Annotated in this window: 15 protein-coding genes; 9 read left to right on the top strand and 6 right to left on the bottom strand. The window is 55.6% G+C overall.

The annotated features are described in order from the left end of the window. Window positions 1–317 precede the first annotated feature (317 nt). On the bottom strand, window positions 318–1,253 hold the full coding sequence (locus BLV11_RS14100) for an alpha/beta hydrolase (protein WP_091815793.1): 936 nt from the start codon (window positions 1,251–1,253) through the stop codon (window positions 318–320). A 3-nt stretch (window positions 1,254–1,256) separates the two neighbouring features. Then, complete coding sequence (locus BLV11_RS14095; protein WP_342707453.1) at window positions 1,257–2,762, bottom strand: flavin-containing monooxygenase; 1,506 nt, start codon at window positions 2,760–2,762, stop codon at window positions 1,257–1,259. A gap of 130 nt (window positions 2,763–2,892) precedes the next feature. Here BLV11_RS14095 and BLV11_RS14090 point away from each other — a divergent pair, with 130 nt between their 5' ends. Further along, window positions 2,893–3,915 (top strand): AraC family transcriptional regulator, encoded by a 1,023-nt coding sequence (locus BLV11_RS14090; RefSeq protein ID WP_091815787.1) that lies wholly within the window; start codon window positions 2,893–2,895, stop codon window positions 3,913–3,915. A 7-nt stretch (window positions 3,916–3,922) separates the two neighbouring features. Here the strand turns inward: BLV11_RS14090 and BLV11_RS14085 are convergent, their stop codons facing one another. Together BLV11_RS14085 and BLV11_RS14080 are read right to left on the bottom strand one after the other, a co-directional pair. Further along, window positions 3,923–5,533, bottom strand: coding sequence for a GMC family oxidoreductase (locus BLV11_RS14085; RefSeq protein WP_091815784.1), 1,611 nt, complete (start codon window positions 5,531–5,533; stop codon window positions 3,923–3,925). A gap of 150 nt (window positions 5,534–5,683) precedes the next feature. Beyond that, window positions 5,684–6,691: an AraC family transcriptional regulator gene (locus BLV11_RS14080; protein ID WP_217634579.1), complete on the bottom strand. Its 1,008-nt coding sequence runs from the start codon at window positions 6,689–6,691 to the stop codon at window positions 5,684–5,686. A 105-nt stretch (window positions 6,692–6,796) separates the two neighbouring features. Here BLV11_RS14080 and BLV11_RS18430 point away from each other — a divergent pair, with 105 nt between their 5' ends. From BLV11_RS18430 to BLV11_RS14065, 4 genes are all read left to right on the top strand, one after another. Beyond that, on the top strand, window positions 6,797–7,858 hold the full coding sequence (locus tag BLV11_RS18430; protein ID WP_217634578.1) for a 2Fe-2S iron-sulfur cluster-binding protein: 1,062 nt from the start codon (window positions 6,797–6,799) through the stop codon (window positions 7,856–7,858). 30 nt (window positions 7,859–7,888) lie between these two features. Next, complete coding sequence (locus tag BLV11_RS18425; RefSeq protein ID WP_217634577.1) at window positions 7,889–9,058, top strand: alkane 1-monooxygenase; 1,170 nt, start codon at window positions 7,889–7,891, stop codon at window positions 9,056–9,058. 766 nt (window positions 9,059–9,824) lie between these two features. Further along, on the top strand, window positions 9,825–10,841 hold the full coding sequence (locus tag BLV11_RS14070) for a putative solute-binding protein (RefSeq protein WP_245726040.1): 1,017 nt from the start codon (window positions 9,825–9,827) through the stop codon (window positions 10,839–10,841). A 267-nt stretch (window positions 10,842–11,108) separates the two neighbouring features. Beyond that, the gene (locus BLV11_RS14065) at window positions 11,109–12,101 is read left to right on the top strand and encodes an AraC family transcriptional regulator (protein ID WP_091815781.1); all 993 of its coding nucleotides are present in this window, start codon (window positions 11,109–11,111) and stop codon (window positions 12,099–12,101) included. A 12-nt stretch (window positions 12,102–12,113) separates the two neighbouring features. Here the strand turns inward: BLV11_RS14065 and BLV11_RS14060 are convergent, their stop codons facing one another. Beyond that, a complete protein-coding gene (locus BLV11_RS14060; RefSeq protein ID WP_091816326.1) occupies window positions 12,114–13,022 on the bottom strand; it encodes a LysR family transcriptional regulator in 909 nt (302 codons plus the stop codon). Between the two features lie 243 nt (window positions 13,023–13,265). On the opposite strand from BLV11_RS14060, the gene BLV11_RS14055 reads away from it, so the two are divergent. Continuing rightward, the gene (locus BLV11_RS14055) at window positions 13,266–15,602 is read left to right on the top strand and encodes an FdhF/YdeP family oxidoreductase (RefSeq protein ID WP_091815778.1); all 2,337 of its coding nucleotides are present in this window, start codon (window positions 13,266–13,268) and stop codon (window positions 15,600–15,602) included. A 28-nt stretch (window positions 15,603–15,630) separates the two neighbouring features. Here the strand turns inward: BLV11_RS14055 and fdhD are convergent, their stop codons facing one another. Then, window positions 15,631–16,461 (bottom strand): formate dehydrogenase accessory sulfurtransferase FdhD, encoded by an 831-nt coding sequence (gene fdhD, locus BLV11_RS14050; protein WP_217634576.1) that lies wholly within the window; start codon window positions 16,459–16,461, stop codon window positions 15,631–15,633. Between the two features lie 288 nt (window positions 16,462–16,749). Here fdhD and BLV11_RS14045 point away from each other — a divergent pair, with 288 nt between their 5' ends. The 3 genes from BLV11_RS14045 (at window position 16,750) to BLV11_RS14035 (ending at window position 18,967) form a co-directional block, all read left to right on the top strand. Continuing rightward, a complete protein-coding gene (locus tag BLV11_RS14045; RefSeq protein ID WP_091815774.1) occupies window positions 16,750–17,055 on the top strand; it encodes a hypothetical protein in 306 nt (101 codons plus the stop codon). A gap of 183 nt (window positions 17,056–17,238) precedes the next feature. Beyond that, on the top strand, window positions 17,239–17,568 hold the full coding sequence (locus BLV11_RS14040; RefSeq protein WP_091815771.1) for a hypothetical protein: 330 nt from the start codon (window positions 17,239–17,241) through the stop codon (window positions 17,566–17,568). A gap of 97 nt (window positions 17,569–17,665) precedes the next feature. Beyond that, window positions 17,666–18,967: an IS1380-like element ISMaq4 family transposase gene (locus BLV11_RS14035; protein ID WP_091812234.1), complete on the top strand. Its 1,302-nt coding sequence runs from the start codon at window positions 17,666–17,668 to the stop codon at window positions 18,965–18,967. The last annotated feature ends 161 nt before the right edge of the window (window positions 18,968–19,128 follow it).

Genomic DNA, 19,128 nt, shown 5'->3' with positions numbered 1-19,128 from the left:
CTGGCCTTGTCCAGGCCTCGCAATCACTGCACTGATGCTCTGGTGCAGTGATTGTTTTCCCCTCGATTTAAAACCCTCCAGCTTGCGGCCTCATTGGCCAGTTCCTGCACTCAACTGCGTTGCGTCGCTTAACGGCATCACTCCGGCTGAACTATGCACCGAATGCCCAGACTTGGGAAAGGCTCGACTCTGCGCGACTGCTTCAGGGCTGGCAATCAGGAAACTGAAGCACATACGCCGTTTCAGGTTGGATTAAGGTTGGTTTGTTCTAATGGCTGCGACTCGGGTTACCGATTGGGCAAAGCCTTGCTCACGATTTACCTGTGTCTTCCTGAGTAGCATTCACCGCAGGACGACGCCTGCGGTGTTTTTTCGTGATTTTTTATGAAACCGCCGATCTCCGTGATGGCGCTATCTGCTTCGGGCAACCAGCCAAAGTGCAGCTGGAACACATGCCACAGGCCCGCATACTCCCTCAGATCACACGCCACACCGGCCTCCTCGCACCGCTGGTGTAAACGTTGGGCGTCCGACAACAGAATTTCTTCGCTGCCGACCTGGATCAAGATCGGAGGCAAGCCTCTGAGATCAGCAAACAGCGGGGAGCAGGCGGGATCGGCCCTATCAGCGTGGCCTCGGTATAGCTTTCCAGCCCATTGCAGCCAATCGGCAGAAATCATGGGGTCCCGGCGCCGGTGGCTGGCAATTGTTTCACCGCTGAGGCTGAGGTCGACCCAGGGCGAGAGCAGTACCAGTGAGGCCGGCGAGGGTAGACCTGCCTCGCGAATGGCCACAGCGAGGGTCAGGGCAAGTCCCGCCCCGGCTGAATCGCCAACGATGCTCAACCTGTCTGGATTCTGCCCCTGTTCCAGTAAGCCGGTATACACCGCCAGGGCGTCGTTGAGTGCGGCAGGGTGAGGACTTTCTGGCGCCAGTCGATAGTCCGGTAACCAGACCTTTGCTCCGGCGGCATCGCCGACCGCCGTTGCGAGTTTCCGATGACTGCCAAACCCGCCCATCACGTAAGCGCCGCCATGGAGAAAGAGAACGCCGTGGCCGGACCGGTACTTGCGGGGGTAAATGCTCAGTACTGCCACCGTACCCAGCCGGCCAGAGCGATACCGGGAACCTCTGGGGCCTCTAAGCAGGGCCCCGCATAGGCGGCCCCAGATTCGCTGCATGCCTACCGGCACGCGGGATGACAGCATCGGCTTTATCAGCAGGCGAACAATCCAGTACCAGGCATGCCTCATGGCTCAGGCCTCCTGCATGACGGGTGCGGGCTGCAACTCATAATCCTGCAGATCCAGCTTGCCCGTCATAAGTCGGTAGCTGAAGGTAAATCCCGGCCAGTTGTTTGTATTCTTTCCCGACGCCGTTTTATACCAGGATGTGCAGCCAGCCTCCCATACGCTGCTTTTGATCCGATCCTGGATGCGTGCGGAATAGTCGCTCTGGCGGTCTGCCTTGACGTTCATGTAGTGCAGACCGGGGTCATGAAGTATCCGTATGCATTGCATGGCATACCGAATCTGTGCCTCGAGCATGAACACAATGGAGCTGTGACCAAGGTTGGTGTTGGGGCCATACAGGATGAACAGATTAGGAAAGCCTGATACACACATCCCTTTGTAGGCTTCGGCACCGTCCTTCCAGGCCTGGTTAAGTTCGAGACCATCGATGCCGGTGACCTTCATGGGGGCGAGAAAGTCTGTGGCCTTAAAGCCGGTACCGTAGATGATGGCATCGACTTCATGGCGGGTACCGTCTTGGGTAACGATCGCATCTGCCTCAATATGGTCCAGCTGATCCGTGACCACATCCAGATTGTCCTGGTTGATGGCGTCATACCAGTCATTGGAGATCAGCAGTCGCTTACAGCCCACCGGGTAGTCCGGGATGATTTGTTCACGTTTTACCGGGTCCTTTATCTTTTTCTTGGCTATCCGCTGAGCCTGCCATTTGAAGGCATTCAGCAGGAACCCGAAGCGGGTAAAGGCCAGCGCACGGCTCTCGTTCTTCCAGTAAATCATTGAGCGATAGAGGCGGTCGGCAACCGGAAATGTCTCAAACAGCCATTGTTCAAAGCCGGTGAATGGGCGGTCTGGCTTGGGAATGACCCAGGCTGCGGAACGCTGGAACAGCTTCAGTTCGCTGACCTTATTGACGATCTGGGGTACAAACTGAATCGCGCTGGCACCGGTGCCTATCACGGCGACCTTCTTGTCGGTCAGGTCATAGCTGTGGTCCCAGCGGGCTGAATGGAACACCTTTCCTTTGAATGTATCGAGGCCATTAATGCGGGGATAGGCCGGCTGATTGAGCTGACCGGTGGCGGAGATGAGTGCGTGCGCCTCCAGCACATCCCCGGCAAGGGTCTTTATGGTCCATAAAGCCTTGACCTTGTCGAAGCTGGCGGATTCAACTTCCTGATTAAAACGGATATGGCTGTGGAGATCGTATTTTGCGACGCAGCCTTCCATATACGAACGGATCTCAGGCTGCAGCCCGAACTTTCGTGTCCAGTCACTTTTCGGCTCGAAGGAGTAGGAATATAGGTGTGACTGTACGTCACAGGCTGCGCCGGGGTATGTGTTATCTCTCCAGGTACCACCGACACTGCCTGCTTTTTCGAGAATGGTGAAGGAGTCGATACCCGCTTTCTTGAGTTGGATGGCCATGCCCAGTCCGCCAAATCCGGTACCGATAATAACGATGTGAGGTGCTGCGGTGTTGCTCTTGTTGTTGTGGCTACGCTTCATGATCATTCCTCTGTCATAGGGCCATGTTCGACAGTGATCAGTGTATGAAGGGAGGGCTTGCCTAACGACAACCAGCTGGGACAAAATATCAATAAAAAAGGACATTCATTGGCGCGACCGGAGGGGCTCCATGCCAGCCTGGGATTTCCAGCGAAATGTAGACAGCGCCCGGATACTCACTGACCTGGCCACAGAGATGGGGCTGGCTGAGTCCAGCGTACTGGCGGGAACGGGAATCCGATCAACGGATCTTCGCACACCTGAAACAGTGATCGAGGCCCGCCAGGAGCTGCGGCTGATTGCCAATATGGTGGAGAACCTGGGGGATATTCCCGCGCTGGGTCTGCTTGCTGGTCAGCGCTACCATTTCAATGTCTTTGGTGCCCTGGGGTTTGCAATGGTAAGCAGCAGAACCTTGCATGAAGCCATGCAAACCGGACTGCGGTACGTTCAGCTGACGTTCGCATTCTGCCGGGTTGAGCTTCGGGACCGTGGCAACTTCACCCACATCCGGTTTGATGTTGATGATTTGCCGGAGGCCGTGAGGGCCTTTGTTGCGGTAAGGGATATCGCCTGCCTTGTTACCCTGCAACGGGATATTTTCAGCCGTGTTTCTCCTCAGGCAGCGCTTCACTTTGAGTTTGATCAACCGGCTGATTGCACTCCGTTTGAAACCTTTTTTGATCGTCAGCCGGTCTTTGGGTGTTCGAACAACGAACTGATACTTGATCGGGCTCAACTCCTGGAGCCTATGCCGCAAGCCAGCGAACTTGCCCGAAGTGCCGCAGAATCACAGTGCGAAGCGTTGTTGAATCAGCGACTTCACAGGGCAGGGCTCTCCGCAAGGGTGAGGCAGCACCTGGCGACCCGGGCCGCCGAGATGCCCTCCATGGACTCGGTTGCACAAGCGCTGAACTTAATCCCCAGAACGCTGCGCCGCCGGTTGTTGCAGGAGAGCACCAGCTTTGCGGAACTCAGGGATGAAGTTCGTCAGACGCTGGCGGATGAATATCTCTCAGGCCTGAAGCTGTCCGTGGAACAGGTCTCGGAGCGGTTGGGCTATTCCTGCCCGACCAGCTTTATCAATGCTTATAAACGGTGGCACGGCGTGACCCCGGCTGCGCGGCGGTCACGCCTGAATCCTGAGATCTAACCGGGCGTCAGAGCCCGGCTGATGGGTCCTTGGCTGGGATAAAGCTCATGGCTCGTTCCGCCAGTGCGGTGATCGTCAGGCTGGGGTTTACGCCGAGATTGGCGCCCAGCATTGAGCCGTCCACCACATAAAGGTTGTTGTAGTTGAACACCCGGTTGCGGGCATCAATGACACCGTTCTCGGCCGAATCCGCCATCGCGCACCCGCCCATACAGTGCGCCGTAAAGGGCACGTTGAAGAAAATCTCCGCTGTTGTGGTAAACGGAATGCCATTGAAGTGCTTGGCCATTTTCTTCGTGAATTCGTTGGCTTGCGGAATGTTTGTGGGAATGGGCTTGCCTTCCGTGCAGAGGAGCTTGCTGAAGGGCCAGTACCAGCGCCGTTTCAGGCGCATCGACAGGGAGCTGTCGATGGTTTGCATCACCAGGAAGATCAGTGACTGCCTCGCCCAGCCAACCGGGTTGCTGGCACGCATGAAAATCAACGGGTGACGCACCAGTGCCCACAACCAGTGAAGGATTCTCATCGGGCCTTTGCCGCCGACCATCAATGCTGTCAGTGTGCTGTTGAGGTCATGCCCATTGCCGTAGCGAGTCGCCTCAATGTGCGTGTGTTCGTCAATATGGATGCTGGACCCGATCGCAACCCCGGGGCTCATGTCGACCTCTTTGCCCGGGAACCGTACACCGAGGATGGATTCCGCGTTGGTGCGAATGCGGTTGCCAAGGTCGTCAGAGATATTGGGCAGGGAACCGCTTTGCTTCAGCCTGAACATCAGTTCCTGAGTGCCGAGGGAGGAGGCCGCAAAGATCACATTGCGGGCACGGAAGGTTCTGCGCTGCTTGCGAATCCACGCGGTTGACCGTTCGGTTGTCACCTCGTAGCCATCCGTTCCATCGGCCTTTCCATTCAGCGGGCGGACATCAGTGACCTGGGTTTCCGCAAACACCTTGGCGCCGTTTTTCTCGGCGAAATACAGGTAGTTCTTGTCCAGGGTGTTTTTGGCGTTGTGTTTGCACCCGGTCATGCAACTTCCGCAACCGATGCAGGTCGCTCGATCCGGCCCCTGACCGTCAAAGTAGGGGTCGGGGTAGGTTTTGCCGGCGGCCTCATTATCGGGCGGGAAGAAGGTGGCCACCCGGGTCGGCTTGTAGGTATCACCAACCCCATGAAGCTCAGCCATCTCTTTGAGGAGGTTGTCAGCCGGACCAAACAGTTTGTTCTCAGTAACACCCAGCATCCGCTCCGCTTCGGCGAAATGGGCAGGCATCTCGGTGTGCCAGTCGGACAAACCGGCCCATGAGCCGTCGTTCCAGATAGAGTCAGGCGGAACCAGCAGGGTGTTGGCGTAAGTGATCGAGCCTCCACCAACGGCATTGCCGCAAATGATCATGACATGTCGAAATGGGCGTAGATTGAAAAAGCCCTTTAAACCGATTTTGGGACGCCAGTAAAAGCGGCTGGCATTCCAGTTTGAATCGGGGAAGTCTTCGGCTTGCCAGCGCTTGCCCATTTCCATAACGGCCACTGAATAACCTTTCTCCGCAAGGCGGTGGGCGGACACGCTGCCGCCAAAACCGGAACCAATGATGAGGTAATCAAAATCGTACTGCGTCATGCCATTCCTCGTTGTTGTAATAATCAGGGCGTTTGGACCGGGCTTGGCCACACGTGAAGAATCGTAGAAGCATAACGGCTTTGGTTGGCGCTGGAGAGGTCAAATTCTGACAAAAGAGGGGTTATAAAGTGACACTGTCGGAGGGGGCAACTAAGGATCGCGGGAGTTCAGATACTCGGACGGGGGAACCGATTCCCAACGCTTGAACGCCTTCCGGAAATTCGCGATGTCAGAGTAGCCCAGGGCGAAGGAAATTTCCTGAATGGTCATTTGCCCGTTTTCCAGATAGCGAATGGACAACTGATGGCGCACCCCTTCGAGCACCGCCCGGTAGGAGGTTCCCTCGTCGATCAGCCGGCGGTGAAGGGTCCTTGGGGTGACATGGAAGCGCCTTGCCGTCATTTCGAGAGAGGGGAATCCGTGACGGCTTTGCAGCATGAGCCGGCGTATCCGGGCTGACCAGGTCGTTGCTGCAGGTAGCTGGTCAAGCTCCTGCTGGCAGACCTTCAGGGCTTCCTGAAAGCTCACCGTATTCGCCATTTTTAGCGGAATGTCGATGCTCTCTAACGGCAGCGAAAAACCTGCCCGTTCCCGGTTATAGGCGACGGGGCAACGAAATACGTTTTCGGCCAGCTTTTCGTCACCTTCAAACGGAAACGTCACCTCACGGATGTCACAGGTGCCCATGGTGGTGAAATCGAGGATGTTGCGGACGGCAAGAACAATGGCCTCTGTTATGGGACGTCGCACATCCTCCAAAGGCCGGTTTTCAAAGAAGTGCAGCCAGAGTGCTCCATCCCGTTCGGAGGTCTCCATGGTGACCAGGTCAGTCCGCAGTACCAGATAGCGTTCCAGCAACTGAACGATCTGCCGGGCTGACCCACTACTTAACGCAGCATAGCCAAGTATGCCGTGGGTATTGATCAGCAGGCGCTCACCAATCATCAGTCCCAGTGCCTTGTCGTTGCTGAAGCGACCGGCATCCAGAAGGAGTTGCCGAAATGTACTCCAGGGCATGGTAACCAGGGATTCCTCGGATTTATCGGGGTTCACACCAAGGTGGCTAAGCCAGGCGTCGGTTGGAATGCCGAGGTCCTCAACGATCGCGATGATCTGGAGGATGTAGTGGTTGGGCAGGGTGACGTTTGGGTTGCTCATGCATCGATTGTCAATTAATGCCCTCTATGTGTCAATTAATAACCCCGCGAATTTGGGTTCTGGCCGGTAGCATGTATCGGGTGAATCACCGAAAGGGGACTGCCCATGTTTTCATTCTTCAGGAACAAAAAGAGTGCGCCAGCCGTAAGGTACGCCGACATCAACGGTGAGCGGGTGGAAGTTCAACCGAAAGAAACCCTGTTACATGCGGCGTTAAGGGAAAACATCGATTTTCCCCACAGTTGCCGGGTAGGCGGATGCGCTTCCTGTAAGTGCCGACTGGTCAGCGGGAAGGTAAAAGAGCTGACCGACATTGGTTATATCCTCAGCGACGAAGAGCTCGACCAAGGCTATATCCTGGCCTGCCAAAGCGTTCCCCAGAGTGACGTTGCCATTGAGGTTGATCTCAGCGCACAGAAGCAGCGCAAGAAGGTAACCGGCCGCGTGGTATTGCAGGAGCGCCTGACACACGACATCACCCACCTCAAGATTCAGCTGGGCGAAACACTCGGCTATAGGGCAGGGCAATACGCAGAGCTCTCCATCGACTCACTGCCTGGCGTGGTGCGCAGCTATTCCTTTGCCACCCCAACACAGCCGGACTCCTCCGTGTCCTTTTTTATCCGCAAGGTACCCGGCGGCCAGTTTTCAACCGAAATTAACGAAAAGGACCTGATTGGTCAGTCGGTTCACCTGGACGGTCCCGCCGGGGACTTCTGGCTGCGGCAATCCACAGCCCCCATGATCCTCATTGCTGGCGGCAGCGGCCTGGCGCCGATTCTGGCGATCCTCCGCGACGCGCTCAATGAAGGCTGCCAACGCCCGGTAACACTGCTGTTTGGTGCTCAGACCCAAGGCGATCTATACGCGCTCGACCAGATCCGTGAGATCGAAGGCAGGTGGCACGCACCGTTTGAGTTTTCTCCGATTCTTTCCCGTGAAGAAGAAACGTCGGCGTGGCAGGGCGCCAGGGGATACGTAACCGAAGCGATCCCGGCTCTGGAATTGCAAGGGGCTGAGGCTTACCTGTGCGGGCCGCCGGCGATGATCGACGCCGCTGAATCGTTACTGATTGCGGGTGGCGTAGACCGAAAAAACATCCATGCAGACCGTTTCACCACGCTCGCTGACGCGAACAAACACGTTATCGCCGAACTGGTGGACTAAACAACCAACAAGACGCTGAGGATTCGAGACATGATGCTCTTTCATTACCTTAAGTTCTTTCTTTTTCATGGTATCGGACTGCTGTCCGTTGTTGCCCTGATGGCGGGTGGCCACTGGATCAGCCTTGGTTTGGCCGCCGTACTTGCGATTTATATTATCGGCGACGGCTTGTGCGGGGATGACACCAGTATCCCGGAGTTCAGGCACCCCAAAATTCTAACGGTTCAGGTATGGATGGCCTTGCCCCTGATGTGCCTGATCGTGTTTACGTCGGTGTGGAGCTTCAGCTCTGCTGATGTCCTGGGGTTTGGCGCGCTGGTGACCGACCTGACAGGCTATGACGTGATTGCTGCCAGAGACGCGACCGCGTTTGGGCATCACATCGCGGGGATCGTGCTGACCGGGCTGATGATCGGTGTGATCGGTACCATCACTGGTCATGAGCTAACTCATCGCACATGGGATCCGGTTTCAATGTTTGTAGGACGTTGGTTACTGGCCTTCAGCTTTGACACAGTGTTTTCGATTGAGCACGTCTATGGCCACCATCGCTACGTGTCCACAACGGAAGACCCTGCCACTGCACCGCGTGGACGCAATGTTTACTACCATGTGATCGCGTCGACCCTGAAAGGCAACGCCAGTGCCTGGAAAATCGAGAAGCGTCGGCTCTCACGCAAGGGACAATCCGCCTGGTCATGGCATAACGCCATGCTCCGTGGGCACCTGATGAGTGTCGCCCTGGTTGTCTGTGCCTTGTTTATGGGTGGCGTAAGCGCAGCCCTGTACTTCATCGCCTGTGCGTTGTGGGGCAAGGCGTTACTGGAAATTGTCAACTACATGGAGCACTACGGCATGGTGCGCAACCCGGAAACACCGGTACAGCCCCGCCATTCCTGGAACACCAACAAGCGCATTAGCTCCTGGACCATGTTTAACCTGACCCGCCATTCCCATCACCACGCCCAGGGCGAAGTGCCATACCAGGACCTGAAACCGTTCCCCGATGCACCAATGATGATCAGCGGTTATCTCACCACCATTGTTGTTGCCATGATCCCGCCGCTGTGGCATCGCCTGATGACCCCGAAAGTTCTTGAGTGGGACAGAACCTTTGCCACCGATGAGGAAAAGATCCTGGCGGCCAAGGCGAATGCGGTAAGTGGCATACCGGCCTTGATCCATGCGAACAGAGGCTGAGTAATCAGTGGGGGCAGCTGCGTCAAATACGATGACGCTGACGCCGTCTGATCACCGGTCGGCGTCGCCACTCACCTAAAACAGCCCGTAGCCTGATCTGACGTGTCTACAGCTTGAATCCTTCAATGCACCAATGAATTTGGCTTCGAGGCGCTTGAAAGGTGGAGGGGGCTGAAAACAAATGACACCCGAATGGCAACTCGGGACGTGTTTTTAGGCTCGGGCTGCCGGCATAGTAATAAAAAACAATAAATGGCCAGTCACGGGATTGAGTATTGAAAGTATGGAACTGGTTATTCCAACTAAAGCGGCTGGAAAAGGATATCAACCACTGTGGGTGAAGGTATCCGTTGATTCCCCGTACATAAGCAAGATTAAAAAGACATCGTCGAGAATTGGATCCGAAGGCTGCAACCAAGGTGTTGTTTCGGCAAAGGGAACATGGCATCGGCAGAATGAATTCAGAGAGTATCGCCTCGAAACAGTTTGCGAAAAGCACAAGATTCGCTTCAGGCTCGGCAGCTCGGGCCTGGGAAATTTCATAATTACCAATGGGATATGCATAGAAACACTGGTTGAACTGAGCAATAAATCGAACGCTAATAATACGGTTTTTTACAGTGTGGATGAGCCGGTTTTAATGGCCATTTATTACAGCACCCGATAACTATCAGACATCGTGACAATCAATAAAAAGTAAATAAGACCGTGTTCATGAGCCTCAGGCTCATCTAATGACAATAAAGGCAATAAAGAGGAGAGAATTGTGAAAACTATCAAAAAACTGATCGGCGCAGCTGCGTTTAGTTGTTTGGCCCCCATCGCTTCTGCAAACAGCCTGTCGGTTTGCGTATTTGACGTAATCGGTGCTAATGGCGATGTGTTCAACCTGATGAAAGATTACGCATTGGATGCCAAAACCATTGGCCTCGATCTCGAGCTAAAACCCTACACCGACGAAGGGGTAGCGGTGGGCGATTTCAACGCAGGTCAGTGCGATGCCGTCGCGGCGACAGACCTCCGAACCCGCCCCTTTAACCGGTTCACCGGCTCTGTCAGCGCGGTAGGCGCACTGCCCACTTACGATGACCTTAGAACGCTGCTGGCAACCCTGGCGCAGGACCGGGCGGCACCGCTGATGAAATCGGGTGGCTACGAAGTGCTGGGCATTCTGCCGATTGGTGCGGGCTATCTATTCACCAATGATCGCACGGTTGATTCCGCTGCAGAGCTGGCCGGCAAGCGTATGGCCACACTGGATTATCAGAAAGACGCCATCCATATGGTCAACTACGTCAAAGCCACAGTGGTGCCATCGGATATCACAAACTTTGCTGGCAAATTCAATAACGGCTCTGTCGATACTGCCTATGCGCCAGCGTTTGCCTACGAAGCTCTCGAGCTATACAAAGGGCTCGAACCCAACGGGGGAGTTGTCAATTACACGCTATCCCAGCTGACTGTTCAGATTATCGTTCGTGATGAACTGGTTGCGGATGAAACTGCACAGCAAGCGCGCCAGATCGCCTGGAACATGTTTCCACAGACAATGGACCTGATTGCTCGTCAGGAAAGCGCCATCCCTGATAGCGTCTGGATTCAGATTTCAACCGAAGACAAAGAAGGTTACCAGGAAATGTTTCGTCAGAACCGCATTCAAATGCGGGATGGTTCAAGTGGCGCCCCAACTGTTTACGATTCGCGCATGCTGGCTCTGATGGCCAATATTCGCTGTACCAGCAACCCTGGTGCTTCAGAGTGTACTGCAGCTGATCGCGAGTAATGCCCCTTCATACTCTTGTCGCTAATTCCTCCGGCTCCCTGTGCGTTTCGACGCGCAGGGCTTTTTGTTTTGTGCACGATGTATTCTGAATGATGTCGTTTTCGAATGGTTGACTTGCGATAGGTGTAGAGTCTAATTTGTACAAATGTACAGATATCCCTGCCGCTTCTAGCCAAGGGCCATGCGCATGGCCAGCAGGAGCGCCAATGTCTCTACATCAGAAGCCCGCACACAAGAACACTGGTCAACTCAAAACAATAAAAAGACATGGATACATCCGGAATCTCAAGCTGTTATTACAATCATTACCTTCGATATGCAGAAGAGGAAGGCATAGAGCTGGACGAGAAGCTGCTTGCGCCTGGCTTTGAAGCCGGAGAGTCTCAGGTTCCATTTTCTCAACTGTTACGGCTGATCGATCTTCTCAGGCACAGGCGCAGTGGGGCGCTGGGGCTTGAAGTAGGGGCCAGTATCGCGGTATCGAGTCACGGCTCTCTGGGCGCCGCGATTTCACATTCGCGGGATCTTGATCAGTGCTTGTCGCTGGTCGCTGAATACCACCGCACACGAACCCAGATTGTCGATATCCGGTTTGAAAAGGATGATGAACTGGCTCGTATACGCCTCACCCCCAAGACTTCCTGGGGCGACAGTGAAGTAAGTATTTATGACTCATTTTATATGGTCATGTTCAATATACTCCGGTTTGCCATCGGCAAGAAGGCAGAGCAGTGCGTCCTGGAGTACCCATATCCCGCGCCTGAATGGCACGACGTGTACCTGGAGCATATTCCAGCTCGCCATGTGTTTGACCAGCCGGTGGCTCAACTGACCTTTCCGGCCTCGTTTCTTGAGATTCCCTGCATCGGCTCAGACCCTGCCTACGTCAGGGTTGCGACAGAACAGCTGCAGTCCCAGATGTCGAGGCTGCATCAGGATCAGTCCATGTCCTTTAAAATACGGGACTTGGTGAAATCGACCAAAAACTTCAAGCTCTCGCTTGAAGAGGCCGCCAATACATTGGCCATCTCTAAAAGCACACTGATCCGCAAGCTCCATCAGGAAGGTGAGACATTCAAGTCCTTGGTGGAAGAGATGAAAAAGGATTATGCGACCTACATGCTGAAAAAAACGCCATACAAAATCGATGTGGTGTCGATGCAGCTTGGCTACGATGAAGTCGCGAACTTCAATCGCGCCTTCAAACGTTGGTTTAACTGCACACCAGGCCGTTTCCGCAAAGGGCAACCAAGCCTATGACCGTGGCTTCGGCTAGCCGCGGTTGGTACATTCGTTGTCGTTCGCAAAAACAGATTTTGCTTCCTCAAAACAGGTCTCGGCGAGCGGTGATCGCGGCTCTGTCTTGCGCATCAGAAGGCCCATGGCTGCGTTGGTGTGACCCTCCCTGATCGGGATCAGTCGCAGGTGATCGTTCAGGGTTTCCACGCCATTATCCAGAGGCATGATGGCGCAGCAAATACCGGCGTTAACAGCCTGTAGAAGCTCAAATGCGGAGTCGCTTTCAAGCAGTGCGTCGGGTTCCAGGCCCCGGCTGCGGAAATTCAGAGCGATTGACTGCTGATAATGCATGCCTTCGTTCAACATCCCCAAAGGCACCTCACTGACATCCTCCCAGCTTAGTTCGTGCTGCTCAAAGCTGTGATAGCGAAGATCATGAAGAAGTCCCATGCGGGTAGGCGCCAGCTCCAGAACGTCAAAGTGGCGGGCGTCAAAATTATCCAGATAGCACAACCCAAGGTCGATCTGATTACGGCTCAGACTATCGATGACCTTTTCGGAACTCATGGACACCAACTGGAAATGAAGCTCAGGGTGCTTGTCTCTCAGCGGCCTGATCAATGCCATCGGGTTGATGCTCGATAGCGGCACAGTCCCCAGGCGCAACCTCCCTACCAATTGTCCCCGGCAGCTCGCAGCTTCGGCTTTAAGGCCATCATGGGCGTTGAGAAGTGTTCTGGCCCAGGCAAGGATGCGTTCGCCGGCGTCCGTAAATCCTTCAAATCGTTGCCCCCGATTTACAAGGGTCAGATCAAGCTCCTCTTCGAGATTGCGGATACGCATCGAGAGTGTCGGCTGGGTTACGTGGCACCGTTCTGCGGCCTTACCGAAATGACGGGTCTGGTCGAGCGCGAGCAAAAACCTGAGCTGTTTAATGTCCATGGTGTCGGGCGGCCATTGTAGGTAGGTAGTTGAATTCTCACCCATCCGGATGGTGCAGGCAAACACCGTCGGCCATCGCTTTCGGGCAGACGCTCCGAAAAGGCGATAGAGGCGGCCAATCATGCCATCACGGCTTTCGATTGGACGCTCCAGGACAAGGGAAATACATTGATAGGCGGGGTGGTGAGTCATTTGGCGCGCTTTCACCCATCGTCTGCAATCGGGTAACGGGAGCAAGTGGTCATGAGTGGTAAAAAAACTGCCAGGCAATACGTCAGACAGTACGAAGGACCCGCGGCAGGCTGGGGAGCCCTGAAGAGCGTTGCCCGCAACTGGCTAGCCAGCGAGAACGGCCTCAAGAACCTTCGGGCCATGCTCAAAACCAACCAGGATCAGGGCTTTGATTGCCCGGGATGCGCCTGGGGTGAGTCCCGCGAAGATGGTCTGGTCAAGTTCTGCGAAAATGGCGCGAAAGCCGTGAACTGGGAGGCATCGGGCCGCACCGTAGGGCCTGAATTCTTTGCCCGTCACCGGGTGTCTGATCTTACCCGCCAATCGGATTACTGGCTCGAGTATCAGGGGCGCCTGACGCATCCGATGCGGTACGATGCAGAGACCGATCATTATGTTGAAACATCCTGGGACGAGGCGTTTGGGCTTATCGCCCGACACCTGAACGAGCTTGAATCGCCGAACCAGGCGGAATTCTATACGTCCGGCCGCGCCAGCAATGAGGCCGCATTCCTCTACCAGCTGTTTGTCAGGGCCTACGGAACCAATAATTTCCCCGATTGCTCAAACATGTGTCATGAAGCCAGTGGGCTGGGCATGAAAGATTCCGTTGGTGTGGGCAAGGGCACGGTGGTATTCGATGACTTTGCCAAGGCCGATGCGATCTTCATCCTCGGCCAGAACCCGGGCACGAATCATCCGAGAATGCTGGAGCCGCTTCGGGAGGCCGTGCAACGGGGTGCTCAGGTGGTCTGCTTTAACCCCCTCAAAGAACGCGGGCTTGAGCGATTCCAGCATCCCCAACATCCACTTGAAATGCTCAGCAACGACTCAGAACCCACCAATACGGCTTATTTTCGCCCTGCGCTGGGTGGCGACATGGCAGTTATGCGTGGCATTGCGAAGTATCTGCTGGCATGGGAGCGGCAAGCCCGGGAACGCAACGACGCGCCGGTGTTTGACCATGACTTCCTGCAGCAACACACCGACGGGCTTGATGCTTATCTGTCGGCTATCGATGGCACCAGCTGGGATCAGATTGTTGGGCAGTCGGGGCTTAGCCTGGAGGAACTGGAAACGGCGGCCAAAATGTACCGGCAGGCGGAGCGGGTCATCATGTGCTGGGCTATGGGTATCACCCAGCACCGGCACTCGGTTGCGACCGTTCAGGAAATCGTCAACCTCCAGTTGTTGCGCGGCAACGTAGGTAAGCCTGGCGCAGGGTTGTCGCCGGTTCGCGGCCACAGCAATGTCCAGGGCGACCGAACCATGGGTATTGATGAGAAACCGCCGGAAGGGCTGCTGAACGCTCTTGAAAAACGGTTTAAGTTTGCGGTCCCCCGGCAGCCTGGCCACAACACGGTTCAGGCTATTCAGGCCATGGAGCAACAACAGGCGAAGGTGTTTGTGGCTCTTGGTGGAAACTTTGCCCAGGCCACGCCCGATAGCGAGCGAACGCATGCCGCGTTGCGCCAATGCGATTTAACCGTGAATATCGCCACCAAACTGAACCGTTCGCATCTGGTGACTGGCCGTGATTCACTGATCCTTCCGTGCCTCGGGCGAACGGAGATTGACCTGCAGGCCAGCGGCCCTCAGGGCGTAACGGTTGAAGACACCTTCAGCATGGTTCATATTTCCCATGGTCAGCTAAAGCCTAAATCTCCGCATTTGCGTTCGGAGCCTGCAATTATTGCCGGCATTGCAAAGGCGACCTTGGGCGACCATCCCGTAGACTGGGATGAGCTGGTGGCTGACTACGGAAGAATCCGGGAGTTAATCGCGGATACTATTCCAGGTTTTGAGGGATTCAACGACAAGCTCAAGGCGCCCGGCGGGTTCCATCTTCCCAATGCTGCAGCGGCCAGGAGCTGGAACACGGCGAGTGGAAAAGCGAGATTTAGCGCAAGCGAATTACCCGCCTCTCTCATCAACAGCGCCGTCCTTGAACAAGGGAAGACGCCAGACCTTATACTCCAGACCATGCGCTCTCACGACCAATACAACACCACGGTCTATGGACTGGATGATCGCTATCGGGGGGTTTTTGGTTTGAGAGAGGTGGTGTTCGTAAATCGTGACGACATTCAGCGCCTGGGTTTTCAGGCGGGGGACAAGGTGGACCTGATTTCCCTCTGGAGTGATGGCATTGAGCGCCGGGTGAGCGGATTTACCCTGGTTCCGTACGACATCCCGGTCGGCCAGGCTGCGGCTTACTATCCGGAAACGAACCCTCTGGTTCCGCTGGAGAGCTTTGGCGACCGAACGTTTACGCCAACCTCCAAATTCATTGCAATCCGTTTGCTTAAGGCTGCGCCGACGAACCGAATTCCCTCGCGCTCATCGTGATGTTATCGGCCGGCTGTGGCAGCCGGCCTTAAGGTGCCGGGCTGTAGAGTCTGGGGGCGCTGTGGTGGGGGATGTGAATCAGGTTGAGACCGTACCGGCGAGCCCACTGGACAGTCAGAGAGGTGGGGGCTGACAAGCAGACGAGGGTGGCGATTCTTGCGCGCACGGCTTTGAGCACCAGTTCCAGGCCGCAGCGACTGGTGACTGCGACAAATCCTTCCCGGGTATCGTGCTGGCCACGAGTCATCGCTCCGATAAGCTTGTCGAGTGCGTTATGCCGGCCAATGTCTTCCCGACACAGAGTGACCGACCCGCTACCGTCAATATAAACGGCAGCATGCAATGCGCCACTGGCGCTTGCCATTTTCTGCGCGGCAGCCATCCGGTCACGCAGGTTGGTGAACAGGGTGTGTGCCGGAACAGGAGTGGGGGGCAGGGCGTTGAGCTCAGGCATTGCCCGTTCGATCGCTTCTATCCCGCAAAGGCCGCAGCTGCTGTTGCCTGCAAGCTGTCGGCGTTCTTTCTTCAGCGCCCATTGCGCCCGGCTTGAAACGACCAGGTTCGCCTGATGGCTGTCCCCGGATGGCGCGATCTGGATGTCATAGATTTCGTCCGCGGAATGCACGATATCGTTGGCCAGACTGAAGCCAATGACAAAATCCTCAAGGTCCTCGGGAGATACCATCATGACGGCGTGGCTGATGTTGTTGTAGCTGATGGCGAGCGCGGTTTCGCGGGCCAGGGGGGTTTTGACGTTGGCGTCGCCAGTGCCGAGTTCACGGTAATCAAAGGCTGCGATGTCGTCAGGCAGCGGATTGATCTCCATTCGAATCGGGTCTGCTTTTTCGGGTTGCAGCATAATGACGTCCAGAGCGGGATTGCAGAATTACAGGCTATGAGAGCCCGCAGGAAATGTCCAATCACCTGAAATGATGGCTTGATAGGTGCCGCCTATCACGGAGCGTTCAGGAAGGCCTGGGGTCTGGCCATGACATGCCGAAAACTGGCATGCCAAATTGGTCGTGCCAGAAAGTGGCATAAAGGGTGGGTTGTGCCGGGAACTGGCATCGTTATAATTGCGCGCCAAATTTTGGCATCGCGCCAATCCCGTGCCAATGACTGGCATGGGTCTTTTCTGGGCACCTGAATGTATCGCGATTTTAAAACGACCCTTGAATTAGTTGCAGCCGTACTGGATCACGAAGCCCTGACGTCGGAGGAGCTCCGAGCCAGGTTTGGCGGCATGCCCGACCGCAGCTTCAAGCGCCATATGGCCACGGCCCGAAAACACGGCGCCCAGATGGAGTGTGCCATTAACCCGGACGGCCGTTATGTCTGGCGTTGCCGGAATCGGAGAATGGTGGAATCTCGCGTCAGGGCCTGGCTTGTGTTTGAGCGAGAGCGAACCCTGGTCGGCGAGTCTCAGCTGGATCTCCTTCATCAGGCGCTGTGAGGAATGGTTCTTCATCCGGGGAGACAGCGCCCATAGTCTTAGTTCCAAATGATGAATTGAATGACTCTTTTTGAAGACTTCTTCCAAGCCCTAAACGCGGTAAGTTAGAGTTTCAAGGTTGTTTGTTTTTTGTTCAGTCCGGAGGCCGGGCATACGTCGCTAAGAAGCGCGAGGGTGACGAACATGCAAGTCCAGAACCGACCATCATTTCTTGAAGCAGAGAATCATCAATACGCTGGCACCGGTGGCGTAAGCGAGAATAATGCGCGGGCCTTCTTTGTGCCTGCCTTTAGGGATTCCCGAACCGGTAAGGTGGAAATCTCCCGCTTTGGCGACGGCCGTCCCGCACCCTGCCATCTGATTGACGGGTTGCCTGATGATTGGGTCACTGAAAGGGATCCCTCCGGTCGGGTCGTTGGTATCAAGGCAAACGTCATCTCGGGATTTGTACGATTGGGGCAATTCTTTACCAGGCAGGAAGCGTCGGACTACATGGAACATCTGGCTGGTTAGCCCGGATTTCTCATGAGGGGATAAAAGAAAGCGGCTGAAAGTGCTATAGTTTCAGGACCTTACACCGTTCACCAAGCACCAACAGCCGCTATCCAAAATGGTACCTGAAAAACTGACCTTCTCGCCACTGTCTCGCCGTCAAATTGAAGCCGATTTCTCCGGTGGTCATATCACCTCCGATGCCGGCCTGCTTTTGCTTCGCGAAGTCGACAACCAACACCAGCTCACTCAGCGCCTGGCTACGGTGCTGGACGATGCCCGTAATCCGGTACTGGTTCGCCACAAGCTTCAAACCATGATCCGGCAACGGGTCTTTGGCGTAGCCGCCGGATACGAAGATCTGAACGATCACGAAACGTTACGCGCTGACCAGGCACTTCAGACCGCGACTGGCGAAGCGGCCATTCTAGCGGGCAAATCAACACTGTGCCGAATGGAGCAGCGCGTGGACCGGCAGGCCGTGGTCAAGGCCCACGAACTGCTGTGGCATCACTTCATTGAGCAGCACGACGCCCCACCCAAGGAAATCGTGCTGGACTTCGATGGCACCGACGTTCCGGTGCATGGCGACCAGCCCGGCAAGTTCTTTAACGCCTACTACGATCACCATTGTTACTTCCCGCTGTACGTGTTCTGCGGCCGTCACCTGTTGGTGAGCTACCTGCGCACCAGCAATCGAAGCGACAGCCGCCATAGCTGGGCCATTCTGGCCCTGCTGGTGAAGTTCATCCGGCAGTACTGGCCGGATACCCGCATCGTGTTCCGGGGTGACAGCGGCTTTTACCGTCCCCGATTGCTGAGCTGGTGCGACCGGAACAACGTGGACTATCTGGTCGGCATCAGCAAGAACAGCCGGCTGCTCAAGGAGGTAGACGTACCCTCGATGCTGGTTCGCAAGGCTCACAACGAACTGGGTGAAAAAGTCTCCGCCACCTACCGGTTCCAGTACCAGGCCCGAACCTGGAAACACCCCCGCTGGGTGATCGCGCGTCTGGAGGAAGGCGAACTGGGTGCCAACCCCAGGTTCATTATCAGTTCCCGTTACGACGACGGCGTTAAACTCTACTACGAGCAATACTGTGCCCGGGGTGACATGGAAAACCGGATCAAGGATCAGCAGTTGTGTCTGTTCGCAGATCGCACCTCCAGCACGCGGTGGTGGACCAATCAGTGGCGGTTGCTCCTGTCGGGCTTTGCCTACACGCTGTTCGAGCGATTACGGGCCCACTTGAAGAAGACGCCCTTCGAGAGAATGAGCGCCAGTAACCTGCGGCTGAAGCTGATCAAGGTGGGCGCGGTCATCATTCGCAACACTCGGCGCATACGGGTGTTGATGAGCGATGCCTATCCTTACAAAGACGAACTCTCTGACCTGGTGCGTCAACTGGTTCCGGGATAGAAGCCCGGGCTCCCCCGGCCCGACTCAATGGGGGAAAGGGGGCCGTGTGTCCGGACAACAGGAATTGATCGATTATTGATCAGTCACGGCCGCCAATGAGCGGTAATGGCGGTAACCCGCACAGTCTGCGAGACTTGCTGGGGACCTATGAGAAATCCGGG

This window comes from Marinobacter mobilis, from assembly GCF_900106945.1.
Taxonomy (GTDB): Bacteria; Pseudomonadota; Gammaproteobacteria; order Pseudomonadales; family Oleiphilaceae; genus Marinobacter; species Marinobacter mobilis.
The sequence above is the reverse complement of the archived record's forward strand: the minus strand, read 5'-3'. Positions and strand labels throughout refer to the sequence as shown.

Coding starts and splice junctions, on each gene's coding strand:
- BLV11_RS14095 (WP_342707453.1), bottom strand. CDS start 2,762: ATGAAGCGTAGCCACAACAACAAGAGCAACACCGCAGCACCTCACATC.
- BLV11_RS14080 (WP_217634579.1), bottom strand. CDS start 6,691: ATGAGCAACCCAAACGTCACCCTGCCCAACCACTACATCCTCCAGATC.
- BLV11_RS14055 (WP_091815778.1), top strand. CDS start 13,266: ATGAGTGGTAAAAAAACTGCCAGGCAATACGTCAGACAGTACGAAGGA.
- BLV11_RS18425 (WP_217634577.1), top strand. CDS start 7,889: ATGATGCTCTTTCATTACCTTAAGTTCTTTCTTTTTCATGGTATCGGA.
- BLV11_RS14060 (WP_091816326.1), bottom strand. CDS start 13,022: ATGGACATTAAACAGCTCAGGTTTTTGCTCGCGCTCGACCAGACCCGT.
- BLV11_RS18430 (WP_217634578.1), top strand. CDS start 6,797: ATGTTTTCATTCTTCAGGAACAAAAAGAGTGCGCCAGCCGTAAGGTAC.
- BLV11_RS14045 (WP_091815774.1), top strand. CDS start 16,750: ATGTATCGCGATTTTAAAACGACCCTTGAATTAGTTGCAGCCGTACTG.
- BLV11_RS14100 (WP_091815793.1), bottom strand. CDS start 1,253: ATGAGGCATGCCTGGTACTGGATTGTTCGCCTGCTGATAAAGCCGATG.
- BLV11_RS14090 (WP_091815787.1), top strand. CDS start 2,893: ATGCCAGCCTGGGATTTCCAGCGAAATGTAGACAGCGCCCGGATACTC.
- BLV11_RS14085 (WP_091815784.1), bottom strand. CDS start 5,533: ATGACGCAGTACGATTTTGATTACCTCATCATTGGTTCCGGTTTTGGC.
- fdhD (WP_217634576.1), bottom strand. CDS start 16,461: ATGCTGCAACCCGAAAAAGCAGACCCGATTCGAATGGAGATCAATCCG.
- BLV11_RS14040 (WP_091815771.1), top strand. CDS start 17,239: ATGCAAGTCCAGAACCGACCATCATTTCTTGAAGCAGAGAATCATCAA.
- BLV11_RS14065 (WP_091815781.1), top strand. CDS start 11,109: ATGGATACATCCGGAATCTCAAGCTGTTATTACAATCATTACCTTCGA.
- BLV11_RS14035 (WP_091812234.1), top strand. CDS start 17,666: ATGGTACCTGAAAAACTGACCTTCTCGCCACTGTCTCGCCGTCAAATT.